Source organism: Rhodococcus sp. SMB37 (genome assembly GCF_004345605.1).
In the GTDB taxonomy this organism is placed as follows: Bacteria; Actinomycetota; Actinomycetes; order Mycobacteriales; family Mycobacteriaceae; genus Rhodococcus.
This window is the reverse complement of sequence record NZ_SLVY01000002.1, coordinates 396,867-421,766: the sequence shown is the minus strand read 5'-3', so window position 1 is coordinate 421,766 and position 24,900 is coordinate 396,867. Positions and strand designations below refer to the sequence as shown.

21 protein-coding genes are annotated in these 24,900 nt (G+C 66.3%); 11 read left to right on the top strand and 10 right to left on the bottom strand.

All coding sequences use genetic code 11. The features are described from left to right. Positions 1 to 59 precede the first annotated feature (59 nt). Entirely contained in the window at positions 60 to 1,631 is a 1,572-nt protein-coding gene (gene guaA, locus EV641_RS05330; RefSeq protein ID WP_132471035.1) for a glutamine-hydrolyzing GMP synthase, read from the top strand. Between the two features lie 72 nt (positions 1,632 to 1,703). Here the strand turns inward: guaA and EV641_RS05325 are convergent, their stop codons facing one another. Both EV641_RS05325 and EV641_RS05320 read right to left on the bottom strand, forming a co-directional pair. Continuing rightward, positions 1,704 to 1,925, bottom strand: coding sequence for a hypothetical protein (locus EV641_RS05325; protein ID WP_132471117.1), 222 nt, complete (start codon positions 1,923 to 1,925; stop codon positions 1,704 to 1,706). Between the two features lie 25 nt (positions 1,926 to 1,950). Further along, positions 1,951 to 3,366 carry a PspC domain-containing protein gene (locus EV641_RS05320; RefSeq protein WP_132471034.1) on the bottom strand — a complete coding sequence of 472 codons (1,416 nt, stop codon included), beginning with the start codon at positions 3,364 to 3,366 and terminating at the stop codon, positions 1,951 to 1,953. 97 nt (positions 3,367 to 3,463) lie between these two features. Here EV641_RS05320 and EV641_RS05315 point away from each other — a divergent pair, with 97 nt between their 5' ends. Together EV641_RS05315 and EV641_RS05310 are read left to right on the top strand one after the other, a co-directional pair. Beyond that, positions 3,464 to 4,771 (top strand): ATP-binding protein, encoded by a 1,308-nt coding sequence (locus EV641_RS05315; RefSeq protein WP_054713787.1) that lies wholly within the window; start codon positions 3,464 to 3,466, stop codon positions 4,769 to 4,771. Beyond that, the gene (locus EV641_RS05310) at positions 4,768 to 5,454 is read left to right on the top strand and encodes a response regulator transcription factor (protein ID WP_054713789.1); all 687 of its coding nucleotides are present in this window, start codon (positions 4,768 to 4,770) and stop codon (positions 5,452 to 5,454) included. Before EV641_RS05315 ends, EV641_RS05310 begins: the two co-directional genes overlap by 4 nt. 27 nt (positions 5,455 to 5,481) lie before the next feature. On the opposite strand, the gene EV641_RS05305 is transcribed toward EV641_RS05310, so the two are convergent. Together EV641_RS05305 and EV641_RS05300 are read right to left on the bottom strand one after the other, a co-directional pair. After that, entirely contained in the window at positions 5,482 to 5,964 is a 483-nt protein-coding gene (locus EV641_RS05305; protein WP_132471033.1) for a hypothetical protein, read from the bottom strand. A 70-nt stretch (positions 5,965 to 6,034) separates the two neighbouring features. After that, the gene (locus tag EV641_RS05300; protein ID WP_241996845.1) at positions 6,035 to 7,231 is read right to left on the bottom strand and encodes a serine/threonine-protein kinase; all 1,197 of its coding nucleotides are present in this window, start codon (positions 7,229 to 7,231) and stop codon (positions 6,035 to 6,037) included. A gap of 200 nt (positions 7,232 to 7,431) precedes the next feature. Here EV641_RS05300 and EV641_RS05295 point away from each other — a divergent pair, with 200 nt between their 5' ends. Both EV641_RS05295 and EV641_RS05290 read left to right on the top strand, forming a co-directional pair. Next, positions 7,432 to 8,238, top strand: coding sequence for a hypothetical protein (locus EV641_RS05295; protein ID WP_132471115.1), 807 nt, complete (start codon positions 7,432 to 7,434; stop codon positions 8,236 to 8,238). After that, complete coding sequence (locus EV641_RS05290) at positions 8,235 to 9,809, top strand: DNA polymerase Y family protein (RefSeq protein WP_132471032.1); 1,575 nt, start codon at positions 8,235 to 8,237, stop codon at positions 9,807 to 9,809. Before EV641_RS05295 ends, EV641_RS05290 begins: the two co-directional genes overlap by 4 nt. 19 nt (positions 9,810 to 9,828) lie before the next feature. On the opposite strand, the gene EV641_RS05285 is transcribed toward EV641_RS05290, so the two are convergent. Then, entirely contained in the window at positions 9,829 to 10,305 is a 477-nt protein-coding gene (locus tag EV641_RS05285) for a DoxX family protein (protein WP_132471031.1), read from the bottom strand. Positions 10,306 to 10,477: 172 nt separating this feature from the next. On the opposite strand from EV641_RS05285, the gene EV641_RS05280 reads away from it, so the two are divergent. The 3 genes from EV641_RS05280 to EV641_RS05270 are packed head-to-tail and all read left to right on the top strand — an operon-like array spanning position 10,478 to position 12,721. After that, positions 10,478 to 11,239, top strand: a complete 762-nt coding sequence (locus tag EV641_RS05280; RefSeq protein ID WP_241996844.1) for an alpha/beta hydrolase — start codon at positions 10,478 to 10,480, stop codon at positions 11,237 to 11,239. A 29-nt stretch (positions 11,240 to 11,268) separates the two neighbouring features. After that, a complete protein-coding gene (locus EV641_RS05275; RefSeq protein WP_054720582.1) occupies positions 11,269 to 11,796 on the top strand; it encodes a hypothetical protein in 528 nt (175 codons plus the stop codon). 52 nt (positions 11,797 to 11,848) lie between these two features. Next, positions 11,849 to 12,721 (top strand): sucrase ferredoxin, encoded by an 873-nt coding sequence (locus EV641_RS05270; protein ID WP_241996842.1) that lies wholly within the window; start codon positions 11,849 to 11,851, stop codon positions 12,719 to 12,721. Between the two features lie 2 nt (positions 12,722 to 12,723). Here EV641_RS05270 and EV641_RS05265 read toward each other — a convergent pair whose 3' ends face one another. Then, positions 12,724 to 13,449 (bottom strand): TetR/AcrR family transcriptional regulator, encoded by a 726-nt coding sequence (locus tag EV641_RS05265; protein ID WP_054717607.1) that lies wholly within the window; start codon positions 13,447 to 13,449, stop codon positions 12,724 to 12,726. A gap of 81 nt (positions 13,450 to 13,530) precedes the next feature. Between EV641_RS05265 and EV641_RS05260 the strand changes: the two genes are divergently transcribed. Then, on the top strand, positions 13,531 to 14,718 hold the full coding sequence (locus tag EV641_RS05260) for an FAD-dependent monooxygenase (RefSeq protein WP_132471029.1): 1,188 nt from the start codon (positions 13,531 to 13,533) through the stop codon (positions 14,716 to 14,718). A 7-nt stretch (positions 14,719 to 14,725) separates the two neighbouring features. Here the strand turns inward: EV641_RS05260 and EV641_RS05255 are convergent, their stop codons facing one another. The 3 genes from EV641_RS05255 to EV641_RS05245 all read right to left on the bottom strand — a co-directional run bounded on the left by EV641_RS05255 (position 14,726) and on the right by EV641_RS05245 (position 20,072). Continuing rightward, positions 14,726 to 16,849: an MMPL family transporter gene (locus EV641_RS05255; RefSeq protein WP_132471028.1), complete on the bottom strand. Its 2,124-nt coding sequence runs from the start codon at positions 16,847 to 16,849 to the stop codon at positions 14,726 to 14,728. 287 nt (positions 16,850 to 17,136) lie between these two features. After that, positions 17,137 to 18,702, bottom strand: coding sequence for a multicopper oxidase domain-containing protein (locus tag EV641_RS05250; RefSeq protein ID WP_241996869.1), 1,566 nt, complete (start codon positions 18,700 to 18,702; stop codon positions 17,137 to 17,139). 137 nt (positions 18,703 to 18,839) lie between these two features. Next, on the bottom strand, positions 18,840 to 20,072 hold the full coding sequence (locus EV641_RS05245; protein ID WP_132471026.1) for an HNH endonuclease signature motif containing protein: 1,233 nt from the start codon (positions 20,070 to 20,072) through the stop codon (positions 18,840 to 18,842). Between the two features lie 109 nt (positions 20,073 to 20,181). Here EV641_RS05245 and EV641_RS05240 point away from each other — a divergent pair, with 109 nt between their 5' ends. Continuing rightward, a complete protein-coding gene (locus tag EV641_RS05240; RefSeq protein ID WP_054719099.1) occupies positions 20,182 to 21,090 on the top strand; it encodes a D-isomer specific 2-hydroxyacid dehydrogenase family protein in 909 nt (302 codons plus the stop codon). 25 nt (positions 21,091 to 21,115) lie between these two features. Here EV641_RS05240 and EV641_RS05235 read toward each other — a convergent pair whose 3' ends face one another. Further along, complete coding sequence (locus tag EV641_RS05235; protein ID WP_241996840.1) at positions 21,116 to 21,454, bottom strand: DUF6191 domain-containing protein; 339 nt, start codon at positions 21,452 to 21,454, stop codon at positions 21,116 to 21,118. Between the two features lie 189 nt (positions 21,455 to 21,643). Here EV641_RS05235 and EV641_RS05230 point away from each other — a divergent pair, with 189 nt between their 5' ends. Further along, positions 21,644 to 24,895 (top strand): error-prone DNA polymerase, encoded by a 3,252-nt coding sequence (locus EV641_RS05230; protein WP_132471025.1) that lies wholly within the window; start codon positions 21,644 to 21,646, stop codon positions 24,893 to 24,895. Positions 24,896 to 24,900 lie beyond the last annotated feature (5 nt).

Genomic DNA, 24,900 nt, shown 5'->3' with positions numbered 1-24,900 from the left:
TACGTGGGACCTGAGCGGCCGCGTCCGGATGCCCGGGCGCGGCCGCTTAGACTGTTCGGGTGTCGCAAACCCAGCAGTCCCGACCCGTACTCGTCGTCGACTTCGGAGCCCAGTACGCACAGCTGATCGCACGACGCGTGCGCGAGGCCAACGTCTATTCGGAGGTTGTTCCGCACACCACGAGCATCGATGAGATCGCAGCCAAGGAACCCCTTGCGGTGATCCTGTCCGGCGGCCCCTCGAGCGTGTACGAGGCCGGCGCTCCGAAACTCGACCCGAAGCTGTTCGACCTGGACATCCCGGTGTTCGGCATCTGCTACGGCTTCCAGGCCATGGCGAATGCTCTCGGAGGCACGGTCGCGCACACCGGAGCCCGTGAGTACGGCCGCACTGACCTGACGGTGTCCGGTGGTGTGCTGCACGACGGTCTGCCCGCGACGCAGCCGGTGTGGATGAGCCACGGTGACGGCGTGACCGTTGCACCCGAAGGATTCGAGGTGACCGCCACCAGCGCAGGTGCACCCGTCGCCGCGTTCGAGAACCGTGCGCGTCGCCTCGCCGGCGTCCAGTACCACCCCGAGGTGCTGCATTCGCCGCACGGCCAGCAGGTCCTGAGCCGATTCCTGCACGAGATCGCGGGTATCCCCGGCGAGTGGACCGCCGCCAACATCGCGGACGCACTCATCGAGCAGGTGCGCGAGCAGGTCGGTGGCGGACGCGCGATCTGCGGGCTCTCCGGTGGTGTCGATTCCGCGGTTGCGGCCGCGCTCGTGCAGCGCGCCATCGGCGACCGGTTGACCTGTGTGTTCGTCGACCACGGCCTGATGCGTGAGGGCGAGCGGCAGCAGGTCGAGCGCGACTTCGTTGCAGCGACCGGTGCCCGACTCGTCACCGTCGACGCATCCGAGACGTTCCTGAGCGAACTGTCCGGCGTCACCGACCCCGAGACCAAGCGCAAGATCATCGGCCGCGAGTTCATCCGCAGCTTCGAAGGCGCGGTGTCCGAGGTACTCGGCGAAGGCGCATCGAAGGGCGAGAAGGTCGAGTTCCTCGTGCAGGGCACCCTGTACCCCGACGTCGTCGAATCCGGCGGCGGATCCGGAACCGCGAACATCAAGAGCCACCACAACGTCGGCGGGCTCCCCGAGGATCTGCAGTTCGACCTCGTCGAGCCGCTGCGCCTGCTGTTCAAGGACGAGGTGCGCGCAGTCGGTCGTCAGCTGGGCCTGCCCGAGGAGATCGTGGGCCGTCAGCCTTTCCCCGGGCCCGGCCTCGGTATCCGCATCATCGGTGAGGTCACCCGTGAGCGTCTCGAAATCCTGCGGCACGCCGATTCGATCGCCCGCGAGGAACTGACCTCCGCGGGTCTGGACGGTCAGATCTGGCAGTGCCCGGTGGTGCTGCTCGCCGACGTGCGCAGCGTCGGTGTCCAGGGCGACGGACGCACCTACGGTCACCCGATCGTGCTGCGTCCGGTGTCCAGCGAGGACGCGATGACCGCCGACTGGACGCGCCTGCCCTACGAGACCCTCGAGCGGATCTCCACGCGCATCACCAACGAGGTGGCCGACGTCAACCGCGTGGTGCTCGACGTGACGAGCAAGCCGCCGGGAACCATCGAGTGGGAGTGACGGCACCGTCGGTGTCGTGAGATATACCTGTGCCCCGGACCGTCACGGTCCGGGGCACAGGCATTTTCATCTCTAATGCGCGTTCTTCCGGCGCCCCGGTATCAGCACGAGGATTGCGCCGATGACGATCGCTGCCCCGACGAGAACCCATCCGGTGTCGAAGGTGCCGAGGAAATCGAGGGAGAAGGGCCCGATGAGGGCCCACCCACTGACCACGAGCGCTGCGATCGCAGAGAGCAGAAGCAGGATTGAGGGGCCGCGTCGTGACTTGCAGGTCGCGTCGGCGTCGTCGATCCCGGCGTCGAATGTGGTGTCGAAATCAGCCACGATGCACCTCCGTGTTTCCCATAACTGTGTCGATGTCGATGGACAGGACCGGTCCTCCGGGGCCGTCGGCCCCACCGTCGAATCCCTGCATGGTGCACGGAGACGCGGCCGTCGAGTTGCACGTGATATCGACGTCGAGGTTCGGCGGCAGGAAGATCTGCGAATCGCCGAGTCGGGTATCGATCGAGATCTCGTGGTCCTGCGTCAGTTCGAGGTTCTTCAGATCGAGCTGTAGGTCTCCGAGTTGCACGGAGTATTCCGAGCCCAACTCGGCGGCAGTGAGGGGTGCGAATCGTTGTTCGCCCGATGACTGGATGTCGAGCGGTCCGACCAGCGATCCCAGGATGACGAACCCCATCAGCGGGCCGGTCACCACGAGGAGGCCGTATCCGCGGTGCAGGAACGCACCGAGCAGCAGACCGAGACCGATCACAGCGAGGGCGATCGCCCCGATCCGTGCTGGGGTCAGCCACTGGATGTCGGTGGAGACGGCGACTGTCCCGGCAGCCGCTGCGGCCAGCACTGCGAACCCGAGAATCATTGTGGTCAGACGCGACCGCGGCTTCTTCTCGACGGGAACGGGCGAGTGGGTCGGTGCCGGTTCGGGGAGGTCCCACGCAAACGGTGCGACACCGAGGGGGTCCCAGGCGGGCGGTGTGGCACTGCCGGTATCGAGCGGCCGGTCCTGCACCTGTGCTGTGTCGTCCGACTCGGGTGCGTCCTTCGACAACGACACGGTGCTGTCGTTCTGAGGGCTGCCGTTTCCTGGGTCGCTGTTGCCCGGGCCGTCGGTGGCACCACCGGCAGCGTCGCGCTGCGCGGTCGTGGGTTCGGACACGAACGGTGACTGGGGCGGCTGAGTGAACGTCGGTTCGGTGAACGGTGTCTGGCCGAAGTGTGTCTGGAACGGTTGACCGAAAGGCTGCGGCGGGAACATGTTGCGGTGGAAAGAGAACCCGTTGGCCGGTGGCGGGAGAGTGGGGGGGTCGGGCCGGCGTTGATACAGCAACCACCAGCCGCCGAGCATCAGCACCATGCTGATGAAGCCGGAACCGCCGGAGCCGACGCCGACCGGGCCGACCGCGCTTGCGGCGATCGCGAGTGCGACGAGAAGGACGATCACCTTACTGCTCGAGTCGGAGCTGTGTCCGCGGCCGACGAGCGATTCGATCGCCGACACCTGATCGCCGTGCCGGGTGAAGAGTACCCACGCCGCCAGGTACAGCACGATGCCCGCGCCACCGAACAGCGCTGACACGACGAACGCTATCCGCACCAGCACCGGGTCGATGCCGTACCGCACACCGATACCTGCGCACACACCGGCGACGTGTCCCTGCTCGGGCAACCGCACAGGGCGGGTGCGCCACATATCTGTGAGTTGTTCTGGGAAGGTTCGCGTGGTCATGGCATCCATCCTGGCGGCCGCGATCGTTCCGCACATCAGGGACGAACCCTGATTTCGTGGCCGTGGTCGGAGGCCCCGACCTCAGGGTCGTTCCCCGATGCCTCGGGACGGCACATCGTGTCAGTATCGATGTGTGGACCTTGTATCCGGATTGCCCGTGCCTGTCGATCGTCTCCAGCGGAGAGTCGGCGGGCGAGTCGTCGGTGGGGTCGCAGGTGGTCTCGCCGACCATCTCGATATCGACGTCACGAAGGTACGCGTCGCGTTCACGGTGCTCGCCGCTCTCGGCGGGCTGGGGATCGTCGCCTACGGGCTGTTGTGGATGTTCGTTCCGCCCGGAGCCGACACCGATCGGCCGTCCGGAACCGAACGCCGCCGCGCCGTGGGGCTCGCGGTCATGGGTATCGCACTCGCCATCGGATTGTCCTGGGTGTTCAGCGGGGGTGCGGCCTCGGCGATTGCGCCGATCGTCGTCGTGTCGGTGGGTGCTGCCCTCATCTGGCGGGAGTTCGACGCCGAAGGTCCCCGTTCGGTGTTCGGCCTGCCTGCAAAACCGACTGTGCTCACGTGGGCGCGGGTCCTCGGCGGCCTCACCCTCGTGGTCACCGGTCTCGGTGTCGTCGTCCTCGCTCAGGTGGACGTCGAGGCACTGCGGTCGTCGTTGCTCGCTGTCATCGTGACGTTGGTCGGGGCTGCGCTGCTGTCCGTACCGTTGTGGATCCGTATGTGGCGGGCACTGGAGAGCGAGCGCGCTGCACGGGTCCGCACCGAGGAGCGCGACGAGATCGCCTCGCACCTGCACGATTCGGTGTTGCAGACGTTGGCGCTGATCCAGAAGCAGGCCGACAGCCCGCAGGAGGTCGTGCGGCTCGCACGCAGCCAGGAACGCGAGCTGCGGCGATGGCTCTTCGGCGGCGACGAGACTCCACGCACTTCCCTGGCGGAAGCGCTGCGCACCATCGCGGGGGAAGTGGAGGATCAGCGCGGCGTGTCCGTGGCTCCCGTGATCGTCGGCGACGTGGCACCCGACGACGAGGACATATCGGCGGAAGCGTTCACGGCGGTGCTCGGCGCCACTCGGGAAGCCCTTGTCAACGCTGCGAAGCACGCGCAGGTCGACAACATCGACCTGTTCGCAGAGGTCGAACCTCACGAGATCAGCGTGTTCGTCCGGGATCGCGGTGTCGGGTTCGACCCGAACATCGTGCCGGAAGACCGGCAGGGACTGGCACGTTCGATCACAGCACGGATCGAACGACGCGGCGGACGGACCGTGGTCAAGACCGCGCTGGGGAAAGGTACGGAGATCCGCATCCATATGCCGCGATCCGGTGGAGGACACGCCGAGGAGGCGACCCTAGAGTGGGAGGCGACACAGCCCCACCACGAGGAGCAGCCCCAGTGAGTTCGACCCCGGCGACACCGTCCGAGATCTCCGAATCGACCCGGCGTTTCCGGGTTTTTCTCGTCGACGACCACGCGGTGTTCAGGTCCGGCGTCCGAGCAGAATTGGGGCGCGAACAGGACATGGAGATCGTCGGTGAAGCCGGCGGCGTGGCAGAGGCCGTCGCGGGGATCGACTCCACGAAACCCGACGTGGTGCTGCTCGACGTGCACATGCCGGACGGGGGCGGTGTCGCGGTGCTCGGTCGTATCGACTCGGGTTCGGTGTGCCTGGCGCTGAGCGTGTCCGATGCCGCGGAGGACGTCATCGCGGTGATCAGGGCGGGTGCCCGGGGTTACGTCACCAAGACGATCTCCGGGCCGGATCTCGCCGACGCCGTACGAAGGGTCGCCGGGGGAGACGCGGTGTTCAGCCCGCGGTTGGCCGGGTTCGTGCTGGATTCGTTCACCGGTAGATCCACCGCACCGGAACCCCCGCTGGATCCTGAACTCGATTCACTGACCCCGCGCGAACTCGAGGTGTTGCGACTGCTCGCCCGCGGATACACGTACCGCGAGATCGCCGAGGAACTCGTGATCTCGGTGAAGACTGTCGAGACGCACGCGTCGAATGTTCTGCGTAAGACTCAGCAGTCCAACCGGAATGCGCTCACCCGGTGGGCGCATCGGCGGCGTATCGACTGATGCGGGGCGGGGCGCCGGCCGACTCCGTCAGTGCGTGACGAGTCGTTCGGTGCTCTTCGCCTCGATCGCCTGTGTCACGTTGTCGATGCCGGATCGGACGGTGGCGCCGTAGCCGTCGTCGGCGAGGGCGTCGACGTAGATACGTGCCGCGGTGAGGTGCTCGGTAGCGGCATCGAAATTGCCCAGGCGGCGGTGGTCGTCGGCGAGATTGAGATGCAACGACGGATAGAACCCTCGGATCTGCAGCGAGGCATGCTCTTGCTGTACTCGGGTGTCGTCGAGAGAATCGGCGGCTTCGAGTGCCCGGGCGTCCCACACGAGGGAAGTGGCGGCATCGTCGTAGAGGTCGGCGAGGAAGTGCGCGAGAGTGCAGCGGTGCAGGGCGTCGCCATCGGGTCCGATCTCGTCCCACAGGCTTTCGAGACTCAGGCGTGCGGCGGCGGTATCGCCGGAACGGCCTGCAGTGACGGCGTCGGTGATGGCGGCCATGGTCGGATCGGGTGTGGTCACGGGTCTCCTCGGTACTGTGTCGCTGGATGTGACGGAAGACTGGCACACGGCACCGACACGATGCCGGGAATCAGGCCACGAGGAACGCGATGACAAGCGCGACGACGAACGCGATGAGGATGATCGCACCCATCACCGCCATTGCCATCGGTGCATACGCGAGGACCTTCTCCTGCGTCGATTCCGGGAGGTCGCCCTTGGGAGCCAGGCGGTCGAGAACACCGGCCACCCACGACGTAGTCGAATCGGTGCTTCCGGTCCGCGGTGTCGCGGGCAGGGTCAGGGGCTGGTCCATGAACGAGCTGCGGGGCCGTGTCTGGTCGTCGACCGGAGTCGACCGTTGCGCCCAGGACGGAACGGTGCCGTCCTGCGACACGATCGGCCGGCCGCGGAGCATGGCCGGGTTCCCGCCGGGGCCGAGCACCACCTCGGCGAGGCGATTGCGCGCCTCGATCATCGTCGGCCGGCGTGCCGGGTCGGGTTCGAGCATGGTGAGCAGGGTGTCGGTGAGGAGCCCGGTTCTGGTGGGCGGGATGATCTCGCCGCGGGCGACACGGTGCAGGAGCGCGATCGAGTCCGCTTCGTAGCCGAACGGTGGCTGTCCCTCGATAGCGGTGTAGAGGGTGGCGCCGAGGGAGAACACGTCGCTGGCTTCGGTGGGATCGCTGCCCCGGGCGACCTCGGGCGCGAAATATGCGGGAGTACCGATGATCACGCTGGACGGATCGTTGTCGCCCTTGGCGCGGGCGATGCCGAAGTCGCTGATCTTCACGACGCCTGCGTCGTTGCCGCGTTCGGCGATGAGGATGTTCCCGGGCTTGACATCGCGATGCACGATGCCGGTCGCGTGGGCGGCTGTGAGCGCGTCGGCGACGTCGGCACCGATCTGCGCGACCACGTATGGCGGGAGGGCATCGATCGCGTTCATGACCTGAGCGAGGCTGCGGGACGGTAGATGCTCCATGACCAGCCACGGTTCGCCGTAGTGGAGCGCGACGTCGTACATGGAGATCGCGTGCTCGTGGGTGAGCTGAGCAGCGACCCGGCCCTCGCGGAGAGCGCGTCGGCGGATCTCCTCGGCGGCGGCAGGGTCGAGATCTGCGGTGGAGATCACCTGCTTGACGGCCACGTTCCGTCCGAGTCGGTTGTCGCGGGCGAGCCATACGGCGCCCATACCTCCGCCACCGAGCTTGGAGTCGAGTCGATAACGCCCGGCCACCAGGTGATCCGGACCGACGGCCCTTCCTTCTCGTTCCCGTTCTGCCACCTCACGAGGGTAATCGATCCGGGCGGATACCTCGGCAGGTCGACGGATCGAGGTGTGGGTGATCACTTGACGTCAGGTGCCGGTATCGGGTCTACTGGAGGGGTTCGAAAATACGTTCGAATTCAATTCGGGCTGGGCCACGTCTTCCCCGTGGTCGGCAGGTCGTGAGCGAATGCGACAGGCGGATGACAGGGGTACATGTGGGTGAAGTGGCCGAATTTCCGATCGGTGAAGATGCGGTCGACGGCAGTGGAGAACCGAGTCGAGCGGAGCGGATCGAGGCGTTGAGACGCCGGATCTCCGCGGTTCCGGCGAAAGGAGAAGCCTCCGCGCCCGCCCCGGCGCACAGTCCGGTCGAGCGGTTGCTTCCGGTGCCGGAACCCCTCACCGAACTACTTCCGCGAGGAGGACTGGTCCGCGGCACCGTGGTGTCCGTGTCGGGGTCGGCATCATTACTGCTGGGCCTGGTGGCGACGGTGACCGCGGCGGGTGGGCACGCTGCCGTCATCGGCCAGCGAAGGCTCGGGTTGCTCGCGGCAGCGGAGATGGGGGCCCGGCTGAGTCGGGTGGCGGTGATCCCCGACCCGGGACCCGACCCGGTGGAGGTTGCGGCGGTACTGCTCGACGGGCTGGACCTGGTGGTACTCGGCCTGGGAGGGATGTCGGTTCCGCCGTCTCGGGCCCGCGTCGTCGCTGCCCGTGTGCGGAGCAAAGGGGCGGTCCTGGTGGTCACCGACGGGCACTGGAACGGCGCGCAGGTGCGTCTCGAGGCTCAGGTGAGCGGCTACGAGGGGTTGACCGGGCCCGGTCGTGCGCGGCTGTGCGGTACCAGACTGTCGGTGCGGGCCCTGGGGCGTGCGGCCGCCCCTCGGGCCGCGCGCATCGATGTCTGTGCCGAACCCGGCGGCGTGCGGTGGGCATCCGGCGAGCGACGGCGAGCAGATGCCGTTTCGAACATCGATGTTTCGAGCACCGATACTGTTCCGAACCTCGAGGTGGCCCGGTGACCCGAGACGACCGGTCGACGTCGCGTGTCGTGGCGGTGTGGTGCCCGGACTGGCCCGCGGTGGCCGCGGCTGCGGCAGCGGATATTCCCGCCGCCACGCCGATTGCCGTGGTGTCCGCGAATCGGGTGGTCGCATGCTCGGCGTCGGCGCGGGCGGCAGGTGTCGTACGCGGCTCGGTGCGTCGCGAAGCTCAAGGGAGATGCCCTGAACTTCATGTGGCACAGAATGATCCGGATCGGGATGCGAGACTGTTCGAACCGGTGGTCGCGGCGATCGATGCGGCCGCCCCCGGCGTCGAGGTGTTGCGTCCGGGCCTCGTGATTCTCGCGGCGCGCGGCGTTGTGCGATGGTTCGGATCAGAGGAGGCCGCCGCAGAACGTCTCGTCGACGAGGTTGCGTCCGTCGGAGTGGAATGCCAGGTGGGCATCGCCGACGAACTGTCCACCGCGGTGCTCGCCGCGCGTCGGGCCGCGTTGGTGCCGAGCGGGGCAGGCCCCGGGTTCCTCGCTCCGCTGCCGATATCGCAGTTGTCGGTGGAGTCGGCGCTGGCCGCTCCGGAGCGAGCCGACCTTGTGGATCTGCTTCGTAGGCTCGGAGTGCGCACGATCGGATCCTTTGCGGCGCTGTCCGTTTCGGATGTGGCGTCGAGGTTCGGTGCCGACGCGGTGGCGGCGCACCGGAGTGCACGTGGACTACCCGAACGCCCGCCGTCGGGGCGTGCGGTTCCCCCCGATCTCACCGTGGAGCATGTATGCGACCCTCCGGTCGAGCGAGTGGACACGGCGGCGTTCATCGGCCGGATGCTTGCCGAACTGCTGCATACCCGCCTTGCTGCGGCCGGTGTGGCGTGCACACGGCTGCTCGTCTCTGCCCGCACCGGCAACGGGGAAGAACTGGCTCGGACGTGGCGCTGTGCCGAACCGCTGACCCCCGAAGGGACTGCCGACAGAGTGCGTTGGCAACTCGACGGTTGGCTCACCGGGCGCAGCGCCGACCGCCCCACCGCCGGGGTCACCATGCTGCGTCTCGAGCCCGTGGAGGTGGTGAACTCCGGTGCCTTGCAGTTGGGTCTGTGGGGCGGCGTCGGCGACGAGGACGAACGGGCACGACGAGCGCTGGTCCGGGTGCAGGGCCTGCTCGGAGGTGACGCGGTCAGAGTGGGAGTGCTCAGCGGTGGGCGCGGGCCCGCCGAACGGATCACGCTCGTCCCGGTGGGGGAGGAGGCGGTGCCGCGGTCGGATCCGGATGCGCCCTGGCCGGGACGGCTACCGCCACCGGCTCCGGCCATGGTGCTGCACGTGCCACCGCCGATTGCAGTGGACGACGACGTGGGTGAGGAGGTGACGATCACCGAGCGGGGCCTGCTCAGCGGTCGGCCGACGCAGTTGCGATGGGGAAGTCGCAGCTGGCAGGTGACCGGATGGGCGGGACCCTGGCCGGTGGACGAATACTGGTGGGATTCCGAAGCCGCGCGCGACATCGCGCGACTGCAGGTGCTGCTCGACGGAGGGCGGGCCCTGCTGATCGTCCACGGAACCGATGGTTGGCGGGTTGAGGGTATCTACGACTGATCAGGAGCGGTGGCGTCGACTACCGGACCGAGAGGGCCGTGTGCTCCTCGGTCTGCCGAGTGTCGTCGGTGGACTCTTCGCCTCCTCGGTCGGGGCGGCGTCGGGTGAGGACGTTGCCGAGTGCCGCTCGGCCCGGGCCGACGAAGACCAGCAGAAGCAGTGCCCAGCAGAGCAAGACGGACGAGTCGCCGTCGTTCTGAATGGGCAGGAACCCGTCGGGCTGATGCTTCCAGAAGTACGCCACCGCCATGGTGCCCGATCCGATGAACGCCGCGATCCGCGTGCCGACTCCGGTGATGATCAGAACTCCCACGACCAGTTCGATGATTCCCGACCACCATGACGGCCACGCGCCGAACGATGCCGTCTGGCCGCTGAAGGGCTCGACCGGCCACGCGAACAGGGTGGACGTTCCGTGGCACATGAACAGAAAACCCACCACGATGCGGAAGGCGGCCACGGCCCAGGGCGTGTAGTGCTCGAGTTTCGTTGTCATCGGATCCCATCCGTTGGTCGACAGCGACCCACCCCCCAGGGGACGAAGTCTTCATCGAGTGAGGTCGAAAGTCGCAACAGGCGCTGCGGTAGCGCAGCTTAGGCTAAGTTAACTTTCGATGCCACACCTTCCTTGCGCGGCCGGTATCACCCGGCGACTAGGCTGGTTTGCCGTGGAAACTTCTGCGTTCACGGCGACGCCGAACGGTGTCGCGATCGCCTACCGGGATTCGGCACCTCACAAAGGTGGCGGGGGCGTTCCGGTCGTGCTGGTGCACGGCATGGGCGGTGACGGACGCACATGGGACAGGTTTGTGCGGCGGCTCACTGCCGCCGGGCGCAGGGTCCTCGCGGTCGATCTGCGCGGGCACGGCCGCAGCGCCCGCGCGTCGTCGTACCGGTTCTCGGAGTTCGCCGCCGATGTCGCTGGGCTGTGTGAACACCTTGGTTTCGACATGGTGGACCTGGTGGGTCACTCCCTCGGTGGGCACGCCGGTTCGCTGGTGGCGCAGCAGCAGCCCGGATTGGTGAGACGGCTTGTCCTGGAGGAGGCGCCGCTGCCGTTGCGCGAGGGTGATCCGGTTCCCGAGATTCCTGCGCACCGGCCCACTCCCGCGGAACTGTGGCACGCCGCGACCAGTATGGTGCTCAACCCGCGGGCGGTGTTCTCGTTCGACCGATCGATGACCGAGGCGGTGGTATCCGAGTTCCACACCCCGAATCCAGTGTGGTGGGAACAACTTCCGTCACTGGAGTGTCCGACGATGCTGCTGCGCGGGGCGCGCCGCGGAAGCATGGTCGATCCGCGTCTGCTCACCGCAGCGCTGTCGCTGCTTCCGGACGGTGTGGTGCGGGAGATTCCGTGCGGACACAGTATCCATCGTGATCGGTCGGAGGATTTCGCGGCAGCGGTGCTGCCCTTCCTCGCCGACTGAGCTTGTCGAACCTGGCCTACGATCGGTGCATGGCCTTGTCTTCGCCCGACCGGAAGCTTCTCGCTACATCCGCACTGTTTATCGTCTCGCAGGCGAACATCGCCCGCGTCCTCGGTTCCACCGCGCTGACCGTCGGGATGGTTCAGACGACGTTCTCCGCGACGAAGTACCGGAAGATCCTCGACAATCTCGGACCCGGTGAAATTACCCGTTACCGAGAGCACTACTACTGGGACATGTTCCACCCGCTGACATTCGCGGTGGCGTTGCGGGCCGGTGCGCGCGCACTCGACCACCATCGGTCGCTGTCGCCAGGGGTGCGCAGAATCCTGCTCACCGCACCCGTGATGGCCGCGGCGGGCGACTACGTGGAGAACGTCGCCGGTCTGTACCTGCTCGACCACCGCGACAAGATCACCGACGACACGGTGCGCGCCGCATCCACGATCAGCGTCACCAAGTGGACGCTCGCGGTCGGCTGCCTCGCCTATCTGTCCCAGGGCTTCCTCAGGGTCTGGACGCAGGCGGGGATCAGGCGACTGCGGCGCAATCGCTGACACCGCAGCCACCCGACTTTCTTCGGATGTGTGGGCGGGACACAATGGCGACGTGACCGCCCCTACCTGCTCAGCCCTGTCCGCCGTCGACGAACCGCTGCCCGGCACCACCGCGACAGCTCCCGGCTACGTATGTTTGGAGTTCCCGTCGGCGTGGGGCCGCGACGTACTCGACGGCACTGCGCTCGGTGCAGAGTTGTCGAGTGAGCTCTCGGCCCGCGCGGATGCGGCCGGGGTGCGGATCATGTTCATCCGACGTCCCGGCCGCGACGTCCCGCGAACGTCGAAGACCGTGCTCCTCGCTCGCACCGAACCGGGTAACGCGTGGTGCGAACGTCTCGAGGTCACCGATCCGGCGGAGCTGCTCGATATCGTGCCGCGCGTGGTCGCCGGACCCCCGCTGGGGCTGGGGGAGACGGTGTCGGGCCCGACTGTGCTCGTCTGTGCGCATGGTAAGCGCGACCAGTGCTGTGCCGTCCTCGGGCGCCCGATCGCGGCGGCGCTACAGGCGGAATTCTCGGACTCGGTGTGGGAATGCTCTCACACCGGCGGGCACCGATTCGCCCCGTCGATGATCGTGCTACCCACTGGGTATTCGTACGGTCGCCTCGGCGCCGCGCAGAACGTCGAGGCGGTGCGCGCGGCGGCACGCGGTGAGGTCCATGTGCCCGGCGCGCGTGGCCGCAGCACGTGGGGAGCGGCGGGTCAGGTTGCCGAACTCGCGGTCCGTGACGTTGTCGGAGACCACTCGATGGATGCCTTCACTGTAGACGAGACCGGAGCGGAGCCGCTGGTACGACACCGCGACGGTCGGGCCTGGAGGGTCGATGTCGAGACCCGGGAGCTCGCCGCGCGACCCGCGAGTTGCGGAGCCACGCCCAAACCCGTGCGTCCGGTGATTGCCACGAAAGTAACTGCCCTGTAACTCTATCCAGAGTGGGTTCCCTCTGCGATCAGCGTCGCGACGCCGTCGAGGATTCGGTCGAGACCGAACGAGAATGCATCGTCGCGCCGCGTCCTGCCGATGGGATCCGCGAACGCCGCCGCCGTCTCGGGAAACCGATCGCTGTGGGTGGCGAGTACGGGTCCGAGAAGTTCGGCGAGTTCGGCCTCGGGCCGATCGCTACCTGATCTCTGCTGCGCACTTCCACGTACGTGGAAGGTGAGCATGGCGAGGACGTCGAGGCGTTGAGACCCGTCCAGCGGTGTTTCCCGCAGCGCCAGGAGTCCTTCCTCGAACCAGGCGAGTTCGTGTGGACCGGGGATGCGCGTGCCGACGGTGATGTCGAGCGACCACGGATGGGTGCTCATGCATCGGTGTAGCGCGATCGCCCACCCGCGCAGTCTGTCGCGCCATGAGCCGGATCGAAGTGTAGGCGGGTTGCCGAGGGTGTGGTCGAGGGCGAGTGCGACGAGTTCGGTCTTGCCCGGTACGTACCGGTACAGGCTCATCTTCGCGACGCCCAGTGCGTCGGCGACCCGCTGCATCGTGACGGCATCGATCCCGTCGGTATCGGCGGTCGCGGCTGCGGCGGAAACGATCTCGTCGCGGGTCAGGCGGGGTTTCGGGCCGCGTTTGGTGCGCGGAGGATCGGGCCAGAGGGACTCCGTCAGGGACGCCGTACTCCCTGGCTCGGACGCTGTCTCGGACATGGTTCCTCCCGTCGAGCCTTGAAACTGCGTCTACCGTACGCTACTTTTAAAAGCGTCTATTGGACGCAATTTAGGAGTGTCATGTCTTCACGCAAGGTACTGATCTCCGGAGCGAGCATCGCCGGACCAGCGTTGGCACTGTTGCTCGGACGCAACGGATACGAGGTCACCGTTGTCGAACGGGCGCCGGCCGTACGGCCCGGCGGGCAGGCGGTCGACTTCAAAGGGCGCACCCACCGCCGCGTACTCGAGCGGATGGGCGTCATGGACGCAGTGCTGGCCGCGCAGACGCCGAAGACCGACATCCGGTTGGTCGATGCCGACGGGCGCATCAAGGCAGTGATGCCCGGCGAGTTCATCGGCGGCGACGTCGAGATCCTTCGCGGCGACCTCGCCTCACTGCTCCACGAGCACGCCGCACAGCAGTCCGGATTCGTCTTCGACGACGAGATCGTCGCATTGAACGAGGACGCCGGTGGGGTCGCGGTCTCGTTTGCACACGGCCACGACGACCGTTTCGACCTGGTCGTCGGCGCCGACGGAATCCACTCCGAAGTTCGAGCCCTGGCTTTCGGACCGGAGACCGACCACCTGCGCCGGCTCGGCTATCACTACGTTGTCGTCAACGGAGACATGTCGACGGACGATCTGGTCACCCTGCTGCCTGACGGGCGAACCGTCGGATACGGCTACAACGAACCCGGCCGGTTCGCGACGCTCGGCGGACCGAAGGCCTCGCAGATGTTCGTCTTCCGCGCCGATCCCGACGTGCCGGGCTACGACCGGGGCGACGTGCGCACGCAGAAGGAGTTCCTTGCCCGGCACTTCCGCGGTGCCGGCTGGCGGGTACCTGCCATGCTCGACGCAGCCCTCGCCGCCGACGACTTCTATCTCGACGAACTGGCCCGCACCACGATGACCTCGTTCACTCGTAGCCGTGTCGCGCTCGTCGGCGACTCCGGGTACGCCAACACGCTCGGCGGATTCGGAACCGGACTCGCGATGGTCGGTGCCTACGTCCTAGCCGGTGAACTCGTCGCTGCGGGCGACGACCACGTCGCGGCATTCGCCGCGTACGACCAGCGGATGCGATCACTGACCGCGGTCGCGCGTCGCGGTAGTGCCGGCCCGTTCCTGGCCCCTCCCTCACGGCTGCGGATACGCCTACGCGACCTCACCTTCGCCAACCGGACGCTCTTCCACACGATGATGCGCGCGACCGATCTGTTCGCCACCGACGACAGCGTGCCCGACTACCCGCTGAATTGACGGGTGGTCAGTGACCGAGCCCGACCTTCTCGTGGATCCTCTTCATCCACTGCGGAGCCCACCAGTTTGCTTCGCCCATCAGTTTGATCAGCGACGGCACCAGCAGCATGCGCACGACGGTCGCATCGATGACCAGGGCGATGATCATGCCGACACCGAGGAATCGCATGATCGACAATCCTGAGATGGTGAACGCGCCGGTCACCACGATCAGCAGCAAGGCTGCGGACGTGACCACACGTCCGGTGCGCGCGATGCCGTACTCGACTGCTTCTTCCGTCGTCGCTCCCGCCGCGCGCGCTTCGACCATGCGCGACATCAGGAACACCTCGTAATCGGTGGACAGACCGAACACCACGGCGAGTATCAGCACGACGAATGTCGGCTCCAGTTCGTTGGGCACCACACCGATCAGTGACGCCCCGTGCCCGATTTGGAACACCCAGGTGAGCACCCCGAAGGTCGCGGCGAGACTCAGGCCTGCCATCAGCACCGCTTTGATCGGCAGCACCACCGACCCGAATGCGAGGAACAGCAGGATCAGGGTCGAGACAACCATGATCAGGACCATCCACGGCAGTGCATCGGAGACTGCCGTATTGGCGTCGTCGACGAGTGCCCGGCCGCCGCCGACGAGCAGTTCCGTGCCGTCCGGGACTGGGATTGTCCGCAGTTCGTCGGTTATCTCACTGGCCCGGTCGGTACCGTCCACACCCTGCGCGTAGACGGCCTGCACCACGGCGACGTCGTCCTGCTGTCCGACAGTGACGACCTGTGAGATCCCGTCGATGCCGGCGACCTCACGCGACACCGTGCGGATGGCATCGGAGTCGGTACTCTGCCCGCCTTCGTCGCGCAGCACGAGCGTCGGGCCGTTGCCCGTGCTCGGGAATTCATCGAGAAGCGTCTGGGTCGCTGCGCGCGCGGCACTGTTCTTGGGCAACGCGGTGTACTCGACTTCGCCGAACTGGGCCTGGAAGACCGGGGTGGCGAGGAACAACAAGCCCGCGGTGATGGCGATCGCGATGACGGCGGGTCGCTTCATGACCTTGCGTACGACACCGCCCCAGAACTTGCGTGCCCGAGCCTCGCTGCGCGTCGAGGCTTCGCGGTCCCAGGTCCACGCGTTGATGCGGTGCCCGAGGAGCGCCAACACGGCCGGCACCGCAGTCAGCGACAGGACGGCCGCACTGAACACCGAAGCCATCGCTCCGAGGCCGAGCGACCGGAGCACCGCCTGCGGGAACACGAGCATGCCCGCGAACGCGCAGATGAGCAGAGCCGCTGAGAACATCACGGTGCGGCCCGCGGTCAGCATCGTTCGTTTCGTCGCGGCGGCAGGGTCCGATCCGGATGCGAGTTCCTCGCGGTATCGGCTGACGATGAACAGGCCGTAGTCGATCGCCAGACCCAGACCGATGAGCGACGTGATGTTGAGCGCGTACGACGAGACCTCGGTGACCGTCGACAGCAGGCGCAGCGTCGCGAGAGAGGAGAAGATGGCCAGGACCCCGACGAAGACGGGGACGGCCGCGGCCACGACACCGCCGAAGATGAAGACGAGCAGGATGAGCGTGATCGGAATCGCGATCGCCTCGGCCTTGATGAGATCACGCTCGAGGGTGTGGGTGAAATCGATGGAAACGACGGTGTTGCCCGCGAACTGCGACTCGATGCCGGGTACCTCGAGTTTGTCGAGGGCCGACCGGAAGTCTGCCGACGTCACGCCCGAGTTCGTGCCGAGCGTGATGGTTGCCGCCACGCTTTGCCCGTCTGTCGAGAGCAACAGCTGATCCGTCGGTGAAGGTGCCGTCCAATAGGTCGTGATGGCCTCGGACGGGTACTGCTCGTCGAACGCGGCGAGTGTCTGCTCGATGTCGGGCCGGATGTCGTCGACGGTGCTGCCCTCGGGCGCGGTGTACATCGCGATGATGTCGGCTGTCTGCGACCCGAATGTGTCGTAGATGATCTGCTGGGCCTGCATGGCTTCGCTGTCGGCGACGTAGTACCCGGCGCTGGACAGCTTGCCGAAGACGCCGATGCCCCATGCTCCTGCAACGAGAACGACGAGCAGGACGAGGGCGAGGACCCACCGGCTTCTCGTCACGACGATCTCGGCCCAACGATTCATACGTACTCCCGGTCTGCTCGATGTTGCCGAACGGCAACTGTAATCGCGAGCAGGACCCGGGTGGTCCTCGGTGTGGGTGGGAAGCGGGGCTGGGCGACAAGGAAGGTGGACCGACGCGCCGGATGCCTCACGGCACGGGGCGCAACGTGGTTCCAGCCGGACGGTATTCCACGAAGGCAATTCACATTGGCTCCGGGGCGTACGCGACGCGCCGATCCGAATGGGTCAACGCGGTCGCACGAGGATCTATTCCGTGCGCCGAGTCGTGCGACGAGGCGCACACCCGGCTACCCGGTGTGGCCCTCTCCGCTGTGGTTCTCGCCGTTGTGTCCGTCGCCGATGTGGGCCGAGTGGACGGACAGGACTCCCACCTGGTCGACTTCCTCGGCGCCGACGACCACGAACTGACCCATCATGCCGTCGTCCTCGTGCCGGAGCAGATGGCAGTGGTACATGTACGGAACGTTGGGGTCGGTGTGGTCGTCGAATCGCATGAGCAGTCGCACTGTGGCGCCGGGCGGTACGTAGACGGTGTCCTTCCGACCGGTCAGCGTCGGATGGTCGGTAGGCATACCGGTCGCCTCGACGACCTGGAACTGCACGTCGTGGACGTGGAAGTTGTGGACCATCCCGCTGATGTTGGTGACTTCCCACAGCTCGGTGGTGCCGGCGACGACGACCTCGTCGATCCGATTCATGTCCATCTCGCGGTTGTTGATCTCGGTCGAGCTCGTGAGGTCGAAGGTGCGTGTGACGGTCGGCTCGCCGAGATCCTCCAGCGTTGCGAGCCGTGCCGGGACCATCTCGTTCGTTTCGAGAGTGTCGGCGGCGCGGAGTTCGAGAACGTCGACGCTGTCGTCGCCGCCCGAGAATCGGGTTTGCCAGAAGTCGGCGCGCAGATCGGGCGGGGTGCTGCGGAGTACATTCCGGGTTCCCGCCGGCGCCTCGACCACGATCTCTGCTCGTTCGCCGGGCGAGAGCTGGAGGCTGCGGAGCGCGACAGGTGATTCCAGCAGCCCGCCGTCGGTACCGACCAGATCGAACGACAGACCCGTGTCGAACGAGAAGTTGTAGATTCGTGCGTTCGACGCGTTGAGCAGGCGCAGCCGGACACGTTCGGTGGTCACGTCCAGGAACGTGCCGGGAGTGCCGTTGACGAGAATCTCGTCGCCGAGGATTCCGACGTTGGCGAATATCGCGCCGTCCTCGTCGAGCTGCGTGCCATCGAACTTCTTGTCCTGCACAATGACCGGGATGTCGTCGACTCCATACTCGTCGGGAAGTCCGGGGCCGTCCTGCTCATCGAGTAGGAACAGTCCCGCGAGCCCACGGTAAACGTGCGACGCGGTGGAGCCGTGAAGGTGCGGGTGGTACCAGAGCGTGGCGGCTGGCTGGTCGATCGTCCACTGCGGAGACCATGTGGCGCCGGGTTCGACGTTCTGGTGAGGACCACCGTCCATCGCGGCGGGAAGGTGCATCCCGTGCCAGTGCAGCGTGCTCGTCTCGCCGACCTCGTTTCTCACATTCACCCGGACGTTCTCGCCGCGTGTCGCCCGCAGAGTCGGGCCGAGATAGTCGCCGTTCACACCCCAGGTCTGCGTATCGGGCCCGTGCCCGAGGTCGCTGGTGCCCCGTTGCATCGTCAGGTCGAACACCCTGGTTCCGTCTTCCGCGACCGTGCTTTCGGCGATCGGCGGAATCTGCAACGGCCGGTCGAATGTCACCTGGCCCGTCGTGTCGATCGCGGTTGTGTTCCAGAAGTAGAGTCCGGCACCTGCCACGCCGAGAATCAGCGTCGCGCCGATGGCGAACAGGGTCGCCACGATCCGCCCGAGTAATTTCACGTGTTCGATCCTGGTCGTCGGGCAGTGTGTACACATCAGGTGTGGAACCTGATTTCCGGATGGGGGAGAACCACTACACCGTCGCCAGGACACACGAGTGCCCTGGTGACGGTGGCTGTGTTCTCTCGGTTCTCTTTGCGTGTGGGTCAGACGACTAAATCCGGTCTGTTCCCCGGTATCGGTGTCCGAAACAGGTCCACGCTCGCGGGCGGAATGAACTGCGGCCGACGGTATTCGGTCATCTCGACTTCCCACTCGGTGTGATGCATCAACCGGTGATGATGTCCGCACAACATCACGAGGTTGTCGAGGTCGGTGTCACCACCGTCGACCCAGTGGTCAATGTGGTGCGCATCCGCCCACGCCGGTGGTGTCGAACACCCGGGAAAGGAGCATCCGCCGTCTCGCACTGCCAACGCTCGGCGTTGCGCCGTCGTCGCAGTCCGGTGCGTCCGCCCGTGCGCCAACGGCACGCCGTGTTCGTCGAGCAGGATCCGGGTGACGTGACAATCACAGGCGAGCATCCGGGCGGTGTCGATCGACAGCGGCCCGGCCCACGGCTCGGTGGCATACCTGTATTCCGGGGAACCGGCGAACAGTTCTTTCACCGCAGCGTTCTTGGTCAGATCCGTGATGGAGGCGGTGATCGTCACGTGTGGTTTCACGCCGCCTTCGACGGGGACGAGTCCGGCGGCTTCGACGTACTGGAGGAGTTGGTCGAAGGCGTCGGCGTTACGCCGCGAGGCGGGCCGGTCGTCTGTGATGCCGTTCGTTTCGGGTCGTGGTGCTGATAGCGGTGAGAGCAGATGCCGTAGTCGCGCTCCGGTGACGGCGTCGACGTCGCCTTTGATCACTACACGGCCGTGCAGGGTGGTGGAGACGAACAGTTCGTTGCGCGTGGTGTCTTCACCCGGTGGTGGTCCGTCGCCGGTGCTGTAGAGGTGTTCGAGTCGGTGGATCAGGGCGCGGACGGTGGCTTTCGTGGCGACCTTGTCGCTGGCGTGGTCGATGAGGATGGTGCGGGCTTTGTCGAAGTCGCAGGGGTTCATGGTGCGGGGGTAGTGCTGGCAGAAGTAGGCGATCTGGCGGGCTTTCTCCGCATCGAGTAAGCCGGATGAATAGGCTGTGCGCACTTCCGGTTCGAGTCGCAGTAGGCGAGCCAGTGATTCGATGCGGTGGCATTCACCGATCTCGAGGTTGGTTGCGGCGGCGAGCCAGTGTGCGGGGCTGCGGTAGCCGTGGTCTGTGACGGTGTCGCGTTCGTACATCGCGATCATCAGATCCACCCGCTGCACCTGCAGGGTGTGGATTTCGGCGGAGACGGCGAGTGTCTCGGCCATGAGTTGTGTGTCGTCGAGTTTCCAGAGTTCCCCACCCATGCTGAAATAATATCGAACAAAAGTACGAATAACAAGAGAAATCGAATATGTATTCGATTTATTTCGAGGTTGCCGCTCACGCGGGTCGGCAAGCCACTAATCTCGAGCCATGCGCATTCATCTCGGACCCGGGCACGACGACCATCTCGCGACTGCAATCGTCGAAGGCGGGGGAACACTTGCCGAACTCGACGACGCGGATGCCCTCGTGTGGGACGGCGGTCCCGACGATTTCCCGAAGGGTCTGCCCGACCACATCCGCTGGGTACAACTCACCTATGCGGGTATCGAGCCGTTCTTCCGCGCGGGGCTCATCGACGATCGGCGCATCTGGGCGAATGCCTCGGGTGTGTATGCCGACAATGTCGCCGAGTACGCAGTCGCGGGTCTGCTCGTGGGACTGCGCCAATTCCACTCGTCACTGGCGGCGACGACCTGGCAGAAGGACGAGATCGACCCGCGTGTGCGGACGCTCCACGGATCGACCGTGGCGATCGTCGGATGCGGTGGGATCGGCCGGGCCATGATCCCGCGGCTGCACGCCCTCGGCGTGGAGGTGGTAGCCGTCAACCGTTCAGGTCGCCCGGTCGACGGAGCGAAGATCACGTTGCCGTCGACTCGCACCGCCGAAGTGTGGTCCATGGCAGATCATTTCGTGATTGCAGCGCCCGCAACCGGAGAAACCGATCGTCTCGTCGACGCCGCTGTGCTCGAAGCGATGCCGGACACGGCGTGGCTCGTCAACGTCGCGCGCGGCAACCTCGTCGACACGGACGCGCTCGTCGATGCGATGCGGGCGGGGAAGATCGCCGGTGCGGTGCTCGATGTGACCGATCCCGAGCCCTTGCCCGACGGCCACCTGCTGTGGGCTCTCGACAATGTGGTGATCACCCCGCACATCGCCAACACCCGGAGTCACCTCACTGCGAACTTCGCGCCGACGCTGCGAGAGAACGTACGCCGCTTCATCGCGGGGGAGGAGTTGCTCGCTCAGGTCGAGCCGAACGCTGGGTACTGACCCGGTGTCGAAACCCGCGCCACGATCACGAATCGCGGCGCAGGATTGCTGTCCCGCTTTCGAGGTCTACATCGAGCGGAGGAGCTCCCGTGGAATGGTCGATCCGTGAGGTCTGCTGTCGCTGTTGTTCTTCGACGACGTGCCGGTACGACGGCGACACCAGCGATTGCATCTCACCGAACACTCCTGCGCTCGCGCCGGAGGGACGGTTGTGTTTACGCCAGTAGACCCAGCCGCGTCGTTCGGCGAACAGGCCGAGGCGGTCGATCGCGAACACGAGCAGCAGCACGGCGACGATTCCCACGGCGGTGTACACGAGACGCTCCTTCGGTGGCGGTCCGTTGTCGACGATACGTGTGCCCATCGGGGTCGTCGTGAGATCGAGGCGTCGAATCAGTCGAGCAGGTCCGCCGTGCGCTGTTGCCCGTCGCGGGCGGGGGAGATGATGCCGATCGGCCATCGGCATGAGGTTTTCTGCCGTTCATCAGAGCATCGCTCCCCGGTTTTCGAACGTATGTACGATAGAGTGTAGCGTGCGACGTCGGAGGTGGACATGGGATGGGACAACGGTCCGCCGACCTGGTCGGAATTGGAACGCGTTCTGTCCGGCCGACCGGCCCCGGAACATCCCGGTGACGGCAACGATGCTCCCGCCTGGTCGCGCACCCGCCCCGACTACGAGGGGAAGGTGCAGTTGCCGCACGGCCCCGTCGTGCCGTACGCCGAACTGCACTCGCACTCGGCCTACAGCTTCCTCGACGGTGCCTCCACCCCCGAAGAACTCGTCGAGGAGGCGGTCCGACTCGGGCTCGACGCACTCGCACTCACCGACCACGACGGTCTCTACGGCGTGGTGCGGTTCGCCGAGGCCGCACGTGAACTCGACGTGCGTACCGTCTTCGGAGCCGAACTGAGCCTCGACGACGCGCACTTGCTCGTCCTCGCCCGCGGAGGGGAAGGATATCGGCGCCTCTCGCGACAGATCGCAGCTGCGCACCTGGCCGGAGGGGAGAAGGGCAATCCCCGCTACGACTACGACGCTCTCACCGAGGCCGCCGGGGGGCACTGGCAGATCCTCACCGGATGCCGCAGGGGACATGTGCGGCAGGCCCTGGGCACGGACGGGCCCGCCGCTGCCGATCACGCTCTGCGCGATCTCGTCGACCGATTCGGAACCGAGCGCGTCACCGTCGAACTCACCTGGCCCGGCCTACCCGACGACCACGAACGCAACACCGTCCTCGCGGAGCTCGCCGGACGATACGGACTCTCCTGTGTGGCGAGCACGGCTGCGCATTTCGCCGCCCCGAACAGGCGACGGCTTGCGATGGCCATGGCTGCGATCTCCGGCCGGCAGAGTCTCGACGCCGCCGCGGACAGGCTGCCTCCGGTCGGTGGCGGCCACTTGCGATCGGGGGCGGAGATGGCGCGCCTGTCCGAGGCGTTTCCCGGCGTCGTGCAGGCAGCCGCGGATCTTGGCCGCGAATGCGCCTTCGACCTTCGTCTCATCGCACCGAAACTGCCGCCGTTCGACGTACCCGACGGACACACCGAGCAGACGTGGCTCAGTGAACTCACCTACGACGGGGCGCTGCGCCGATACGGACCACCGGAGCACTATCGGGAGGCCTACCGGCAGATCGAACACGAACTCGCCATCATCGGACAGCTGGGCTTCCCCGGATACTTCCTCGTCGTCCACGACATCGTGCAGTTCTGCAAGAACAACGACATCCTGTGTCAGGGAAGAGGATCCGCGGCCAACTCCGCTGTGTGCTATGCGATCGGCATCACCAACGTCGATCCCGTCGGCAATGGTCTGTTGTTCGAGAGGTTCCTGTCGCCGGAGCGTGACGGGCCACCGGATATCGATCTGGACATCGAATCCGACCGCCGTGAAGAGGCCATCCAGCACGTCTACGGGAAATACGGGCGCACCCACGCCGCACAGGTGGCCAACGTCATCACCTACCGCGGGAAGTCCGCGGTACGCGACATGGCGCGCGCACTCGGTTATGCGCAGGGACAGCAGGACGCATGGAGCAAGCAGGTCAGCCGCTGGGGCGGGGTGGGCCCCGGATCCGATACCGCGACCACTACCGATATCCCGGAACCGGTGCTCCGGCTCGCAGCCCAGATCGAGGGCCTGCCGCGACACCTCGGAATCCACTCGGGAGGGATGGTGATCTGCGACCGTCCCGTCGCCGATGTCGTCCCCATCGAATGGGCACGGATGGCCGGTCGCACCGTCCTGCAATGGGACAAGGACGACTGCGCCGCCGTCGGACTCGTCAAATTCGATCTGCTCGGCCTCGGCATGCTCTCTGCGCTGCACTACATGATCGACCTCGTCGCCGAACACGAAGACATCCACGTCGATCTCGCGCAGCTCGATCTGTCGGAGGACGCCGTCTACGAGATGCTGCGCCGCGCGGATTCCGTCGGCGTGTTCCAGGTGGAGTCGCGCGCGCAGATGGCGACACTGCCACGATTGAAACCGAGAAATTTCTACGATCTCGTCATCGAGGTGGCGCTGATCCGCCCGGGACCCATCCAGGGCGGATCCGTGCACCCGTACATCCGTCGGCGCAACGGCCTCGAACCCGTCGTCTACGACCACCCGTGCCTCGAGAAATCGCTCGAACGCACCCTCGGGATCCCGCTGTTCCAAGAGCAGCTGATGCAGATGGCCGTCGACGTCGCCGGATTCACCGCGGCGGAAGCCGACCAGCTGCGTCGCGCGATGGGATCGAAGAGATCCCCGGAGAAGATGGAACGTCTGCGCGACCGGTTCTACCAGGGCATGCGCGAACTGCACGGCCTGACCGGGGATGTCGCCGACCGCATCTACGAGAAGCTGTACGCCTTTGCGAATTTCGGATTCCCCGAAAGCCATTCGCAGAGCTTCGCGTCGCTGGTGTTCTACTCGTCCTGGTTCAAACTGCATCATCCCGCGGCGTTCTGCGCGGGCCTACTGCGTGCGCAACCGATGGGTTTCTACTCGCCGCAGTCGCTGGTGGCAGACGCCCGACGACACGGTGTCGTGGTGCACAGACCGGACGTCAACGCGAGCCTCGCCCACGCCACCGTCGAGAATCGAGGTCGGGAGGTGCGCCTCGGACTGGGAGAGGTGCGACACATCGGCGACGACCTCGCCGAACGCATCATCGAGGAACGACAGGCACACGGTCCGTATCTCTCACTGCTCGACCTGACCGCGCGCATCGAACTTTCCACGCCTGCGGCCGAAGCCCTCGCGACGGCCGGCGCCCTGGCGGGTTTCGGCACCACCAGGCGAGAAGCGTTGTGGGCGGCCGGGCCGGCGTCGACGCAACGCGCGGGCCGACTACCGGGCATCGGCGCGTCCGCTTCGGCTCCCGCCCTGCCCGGCATGAGCGATGTCGAACTCGCCGCCGCCGACGTGTGGGCCACCGGAGTTTCACCGGACAGTTATCCCACGCAGTTCCTGCGCGACCAGCTCGATGCGTCGGGGGTGATTCCCGCGTCGCGTCTGCTGCAGATCCCGGATGGGACGCGGGTTCTCGTCGGTGGCGCTGTCACCCACCGGCAGCGTCCCGCAACCGCGGCCGGCGTCACCTTCCTCAACCTCGAGGACGAGACCGGCATGGTGAATGTGGTGTGCTCGGTGGGGCTGTGGGCGCGATACCGGACCCTTGCGCACACCGCGCCTGCGCTGCTGGTGCGCGGACGAATCCAGAACGCGGAGGGTGTCGTGACGATATTGGCCGACCGGCTTCAGCGGATGGATCTGCGGACATCGGTGAAATCCCGCGACTTTCGATAGCATCG

Coding starts and splice junctions, on each gene's coding strand:
- EV641_RS05320 (WP_132471034.1), bottom strand. CDS start 3,366: ATGACCACGCGAACCTTCCCAGAACAACTCACAGATATGTGGCGCACC.
- EV641_RS05315 (WP_054713787.1), top strand. CDS start 3,464: ATGCCTCGGGACGGCACATCGTGTCAGTATCGATGTGTGGACCTTGTA.
- EV641_RS05285 (WP_132471031.1), bottom strand. CDS start 10,305: ATGACAACGAAACTCGAGCACTACACGCCCTGGGCCGTGGCCGCCTTC.
- EV641_RS05275 (WP_054720582.1), top strand. CDS start 11,269: ATGGCCTTGTCTTCGCCCGACCGGAAGCTTCTCGCTACATCCGCACTG.
- EV641_RS05265 (WP_054717607.1), bottom strand. CDS start 13,449: ATGTCCGAGACAGCGTCCGAGCCAGGGAGTACGGCGTCCCTGACGGAG.
- EV641_RS05260 (WP_132471029.1), top strand. CDS start 13,531: ATGTCTTCACGCAAGGTACTGATCTCCGGAGCGAGCATCGCCGGACCA.
- EV641_RS05255 (WP_132471028.1), bottom strand. CDS start 16,849: ATGAATCGTTGGGCCGAGATCGTCGTGACGAGAAGCCGGTGGGTCCTC.
- EV641_RS05245 (WP_132471026.1), bottom strand. CDS start 20,072: ATGGGTGGGGAACTCTGGAAACTCGACGACACACAACTCATGGCCGAG.
- EV641_RS05240 (WP_054719099.1), top strand. CDS start 20,182: ATGCGCATTCATCTCGGACCCGGGCACGACGACCATCTCGCGACTGCA.
- EV641_RS05235 (WP_241996840.1), bottom strand. CDS start 21,454: ATGGGCACACGTATCGTCGACAACGGACCGCCACCGAAGGAGCGTCTC.
- EV641_RS05230 (WP_132471025.1), top strand. CDS start 21,644: ATGGGATGGGACAACGGTCCGCCGACCTGGTCGGAATTGGAACGCGTT.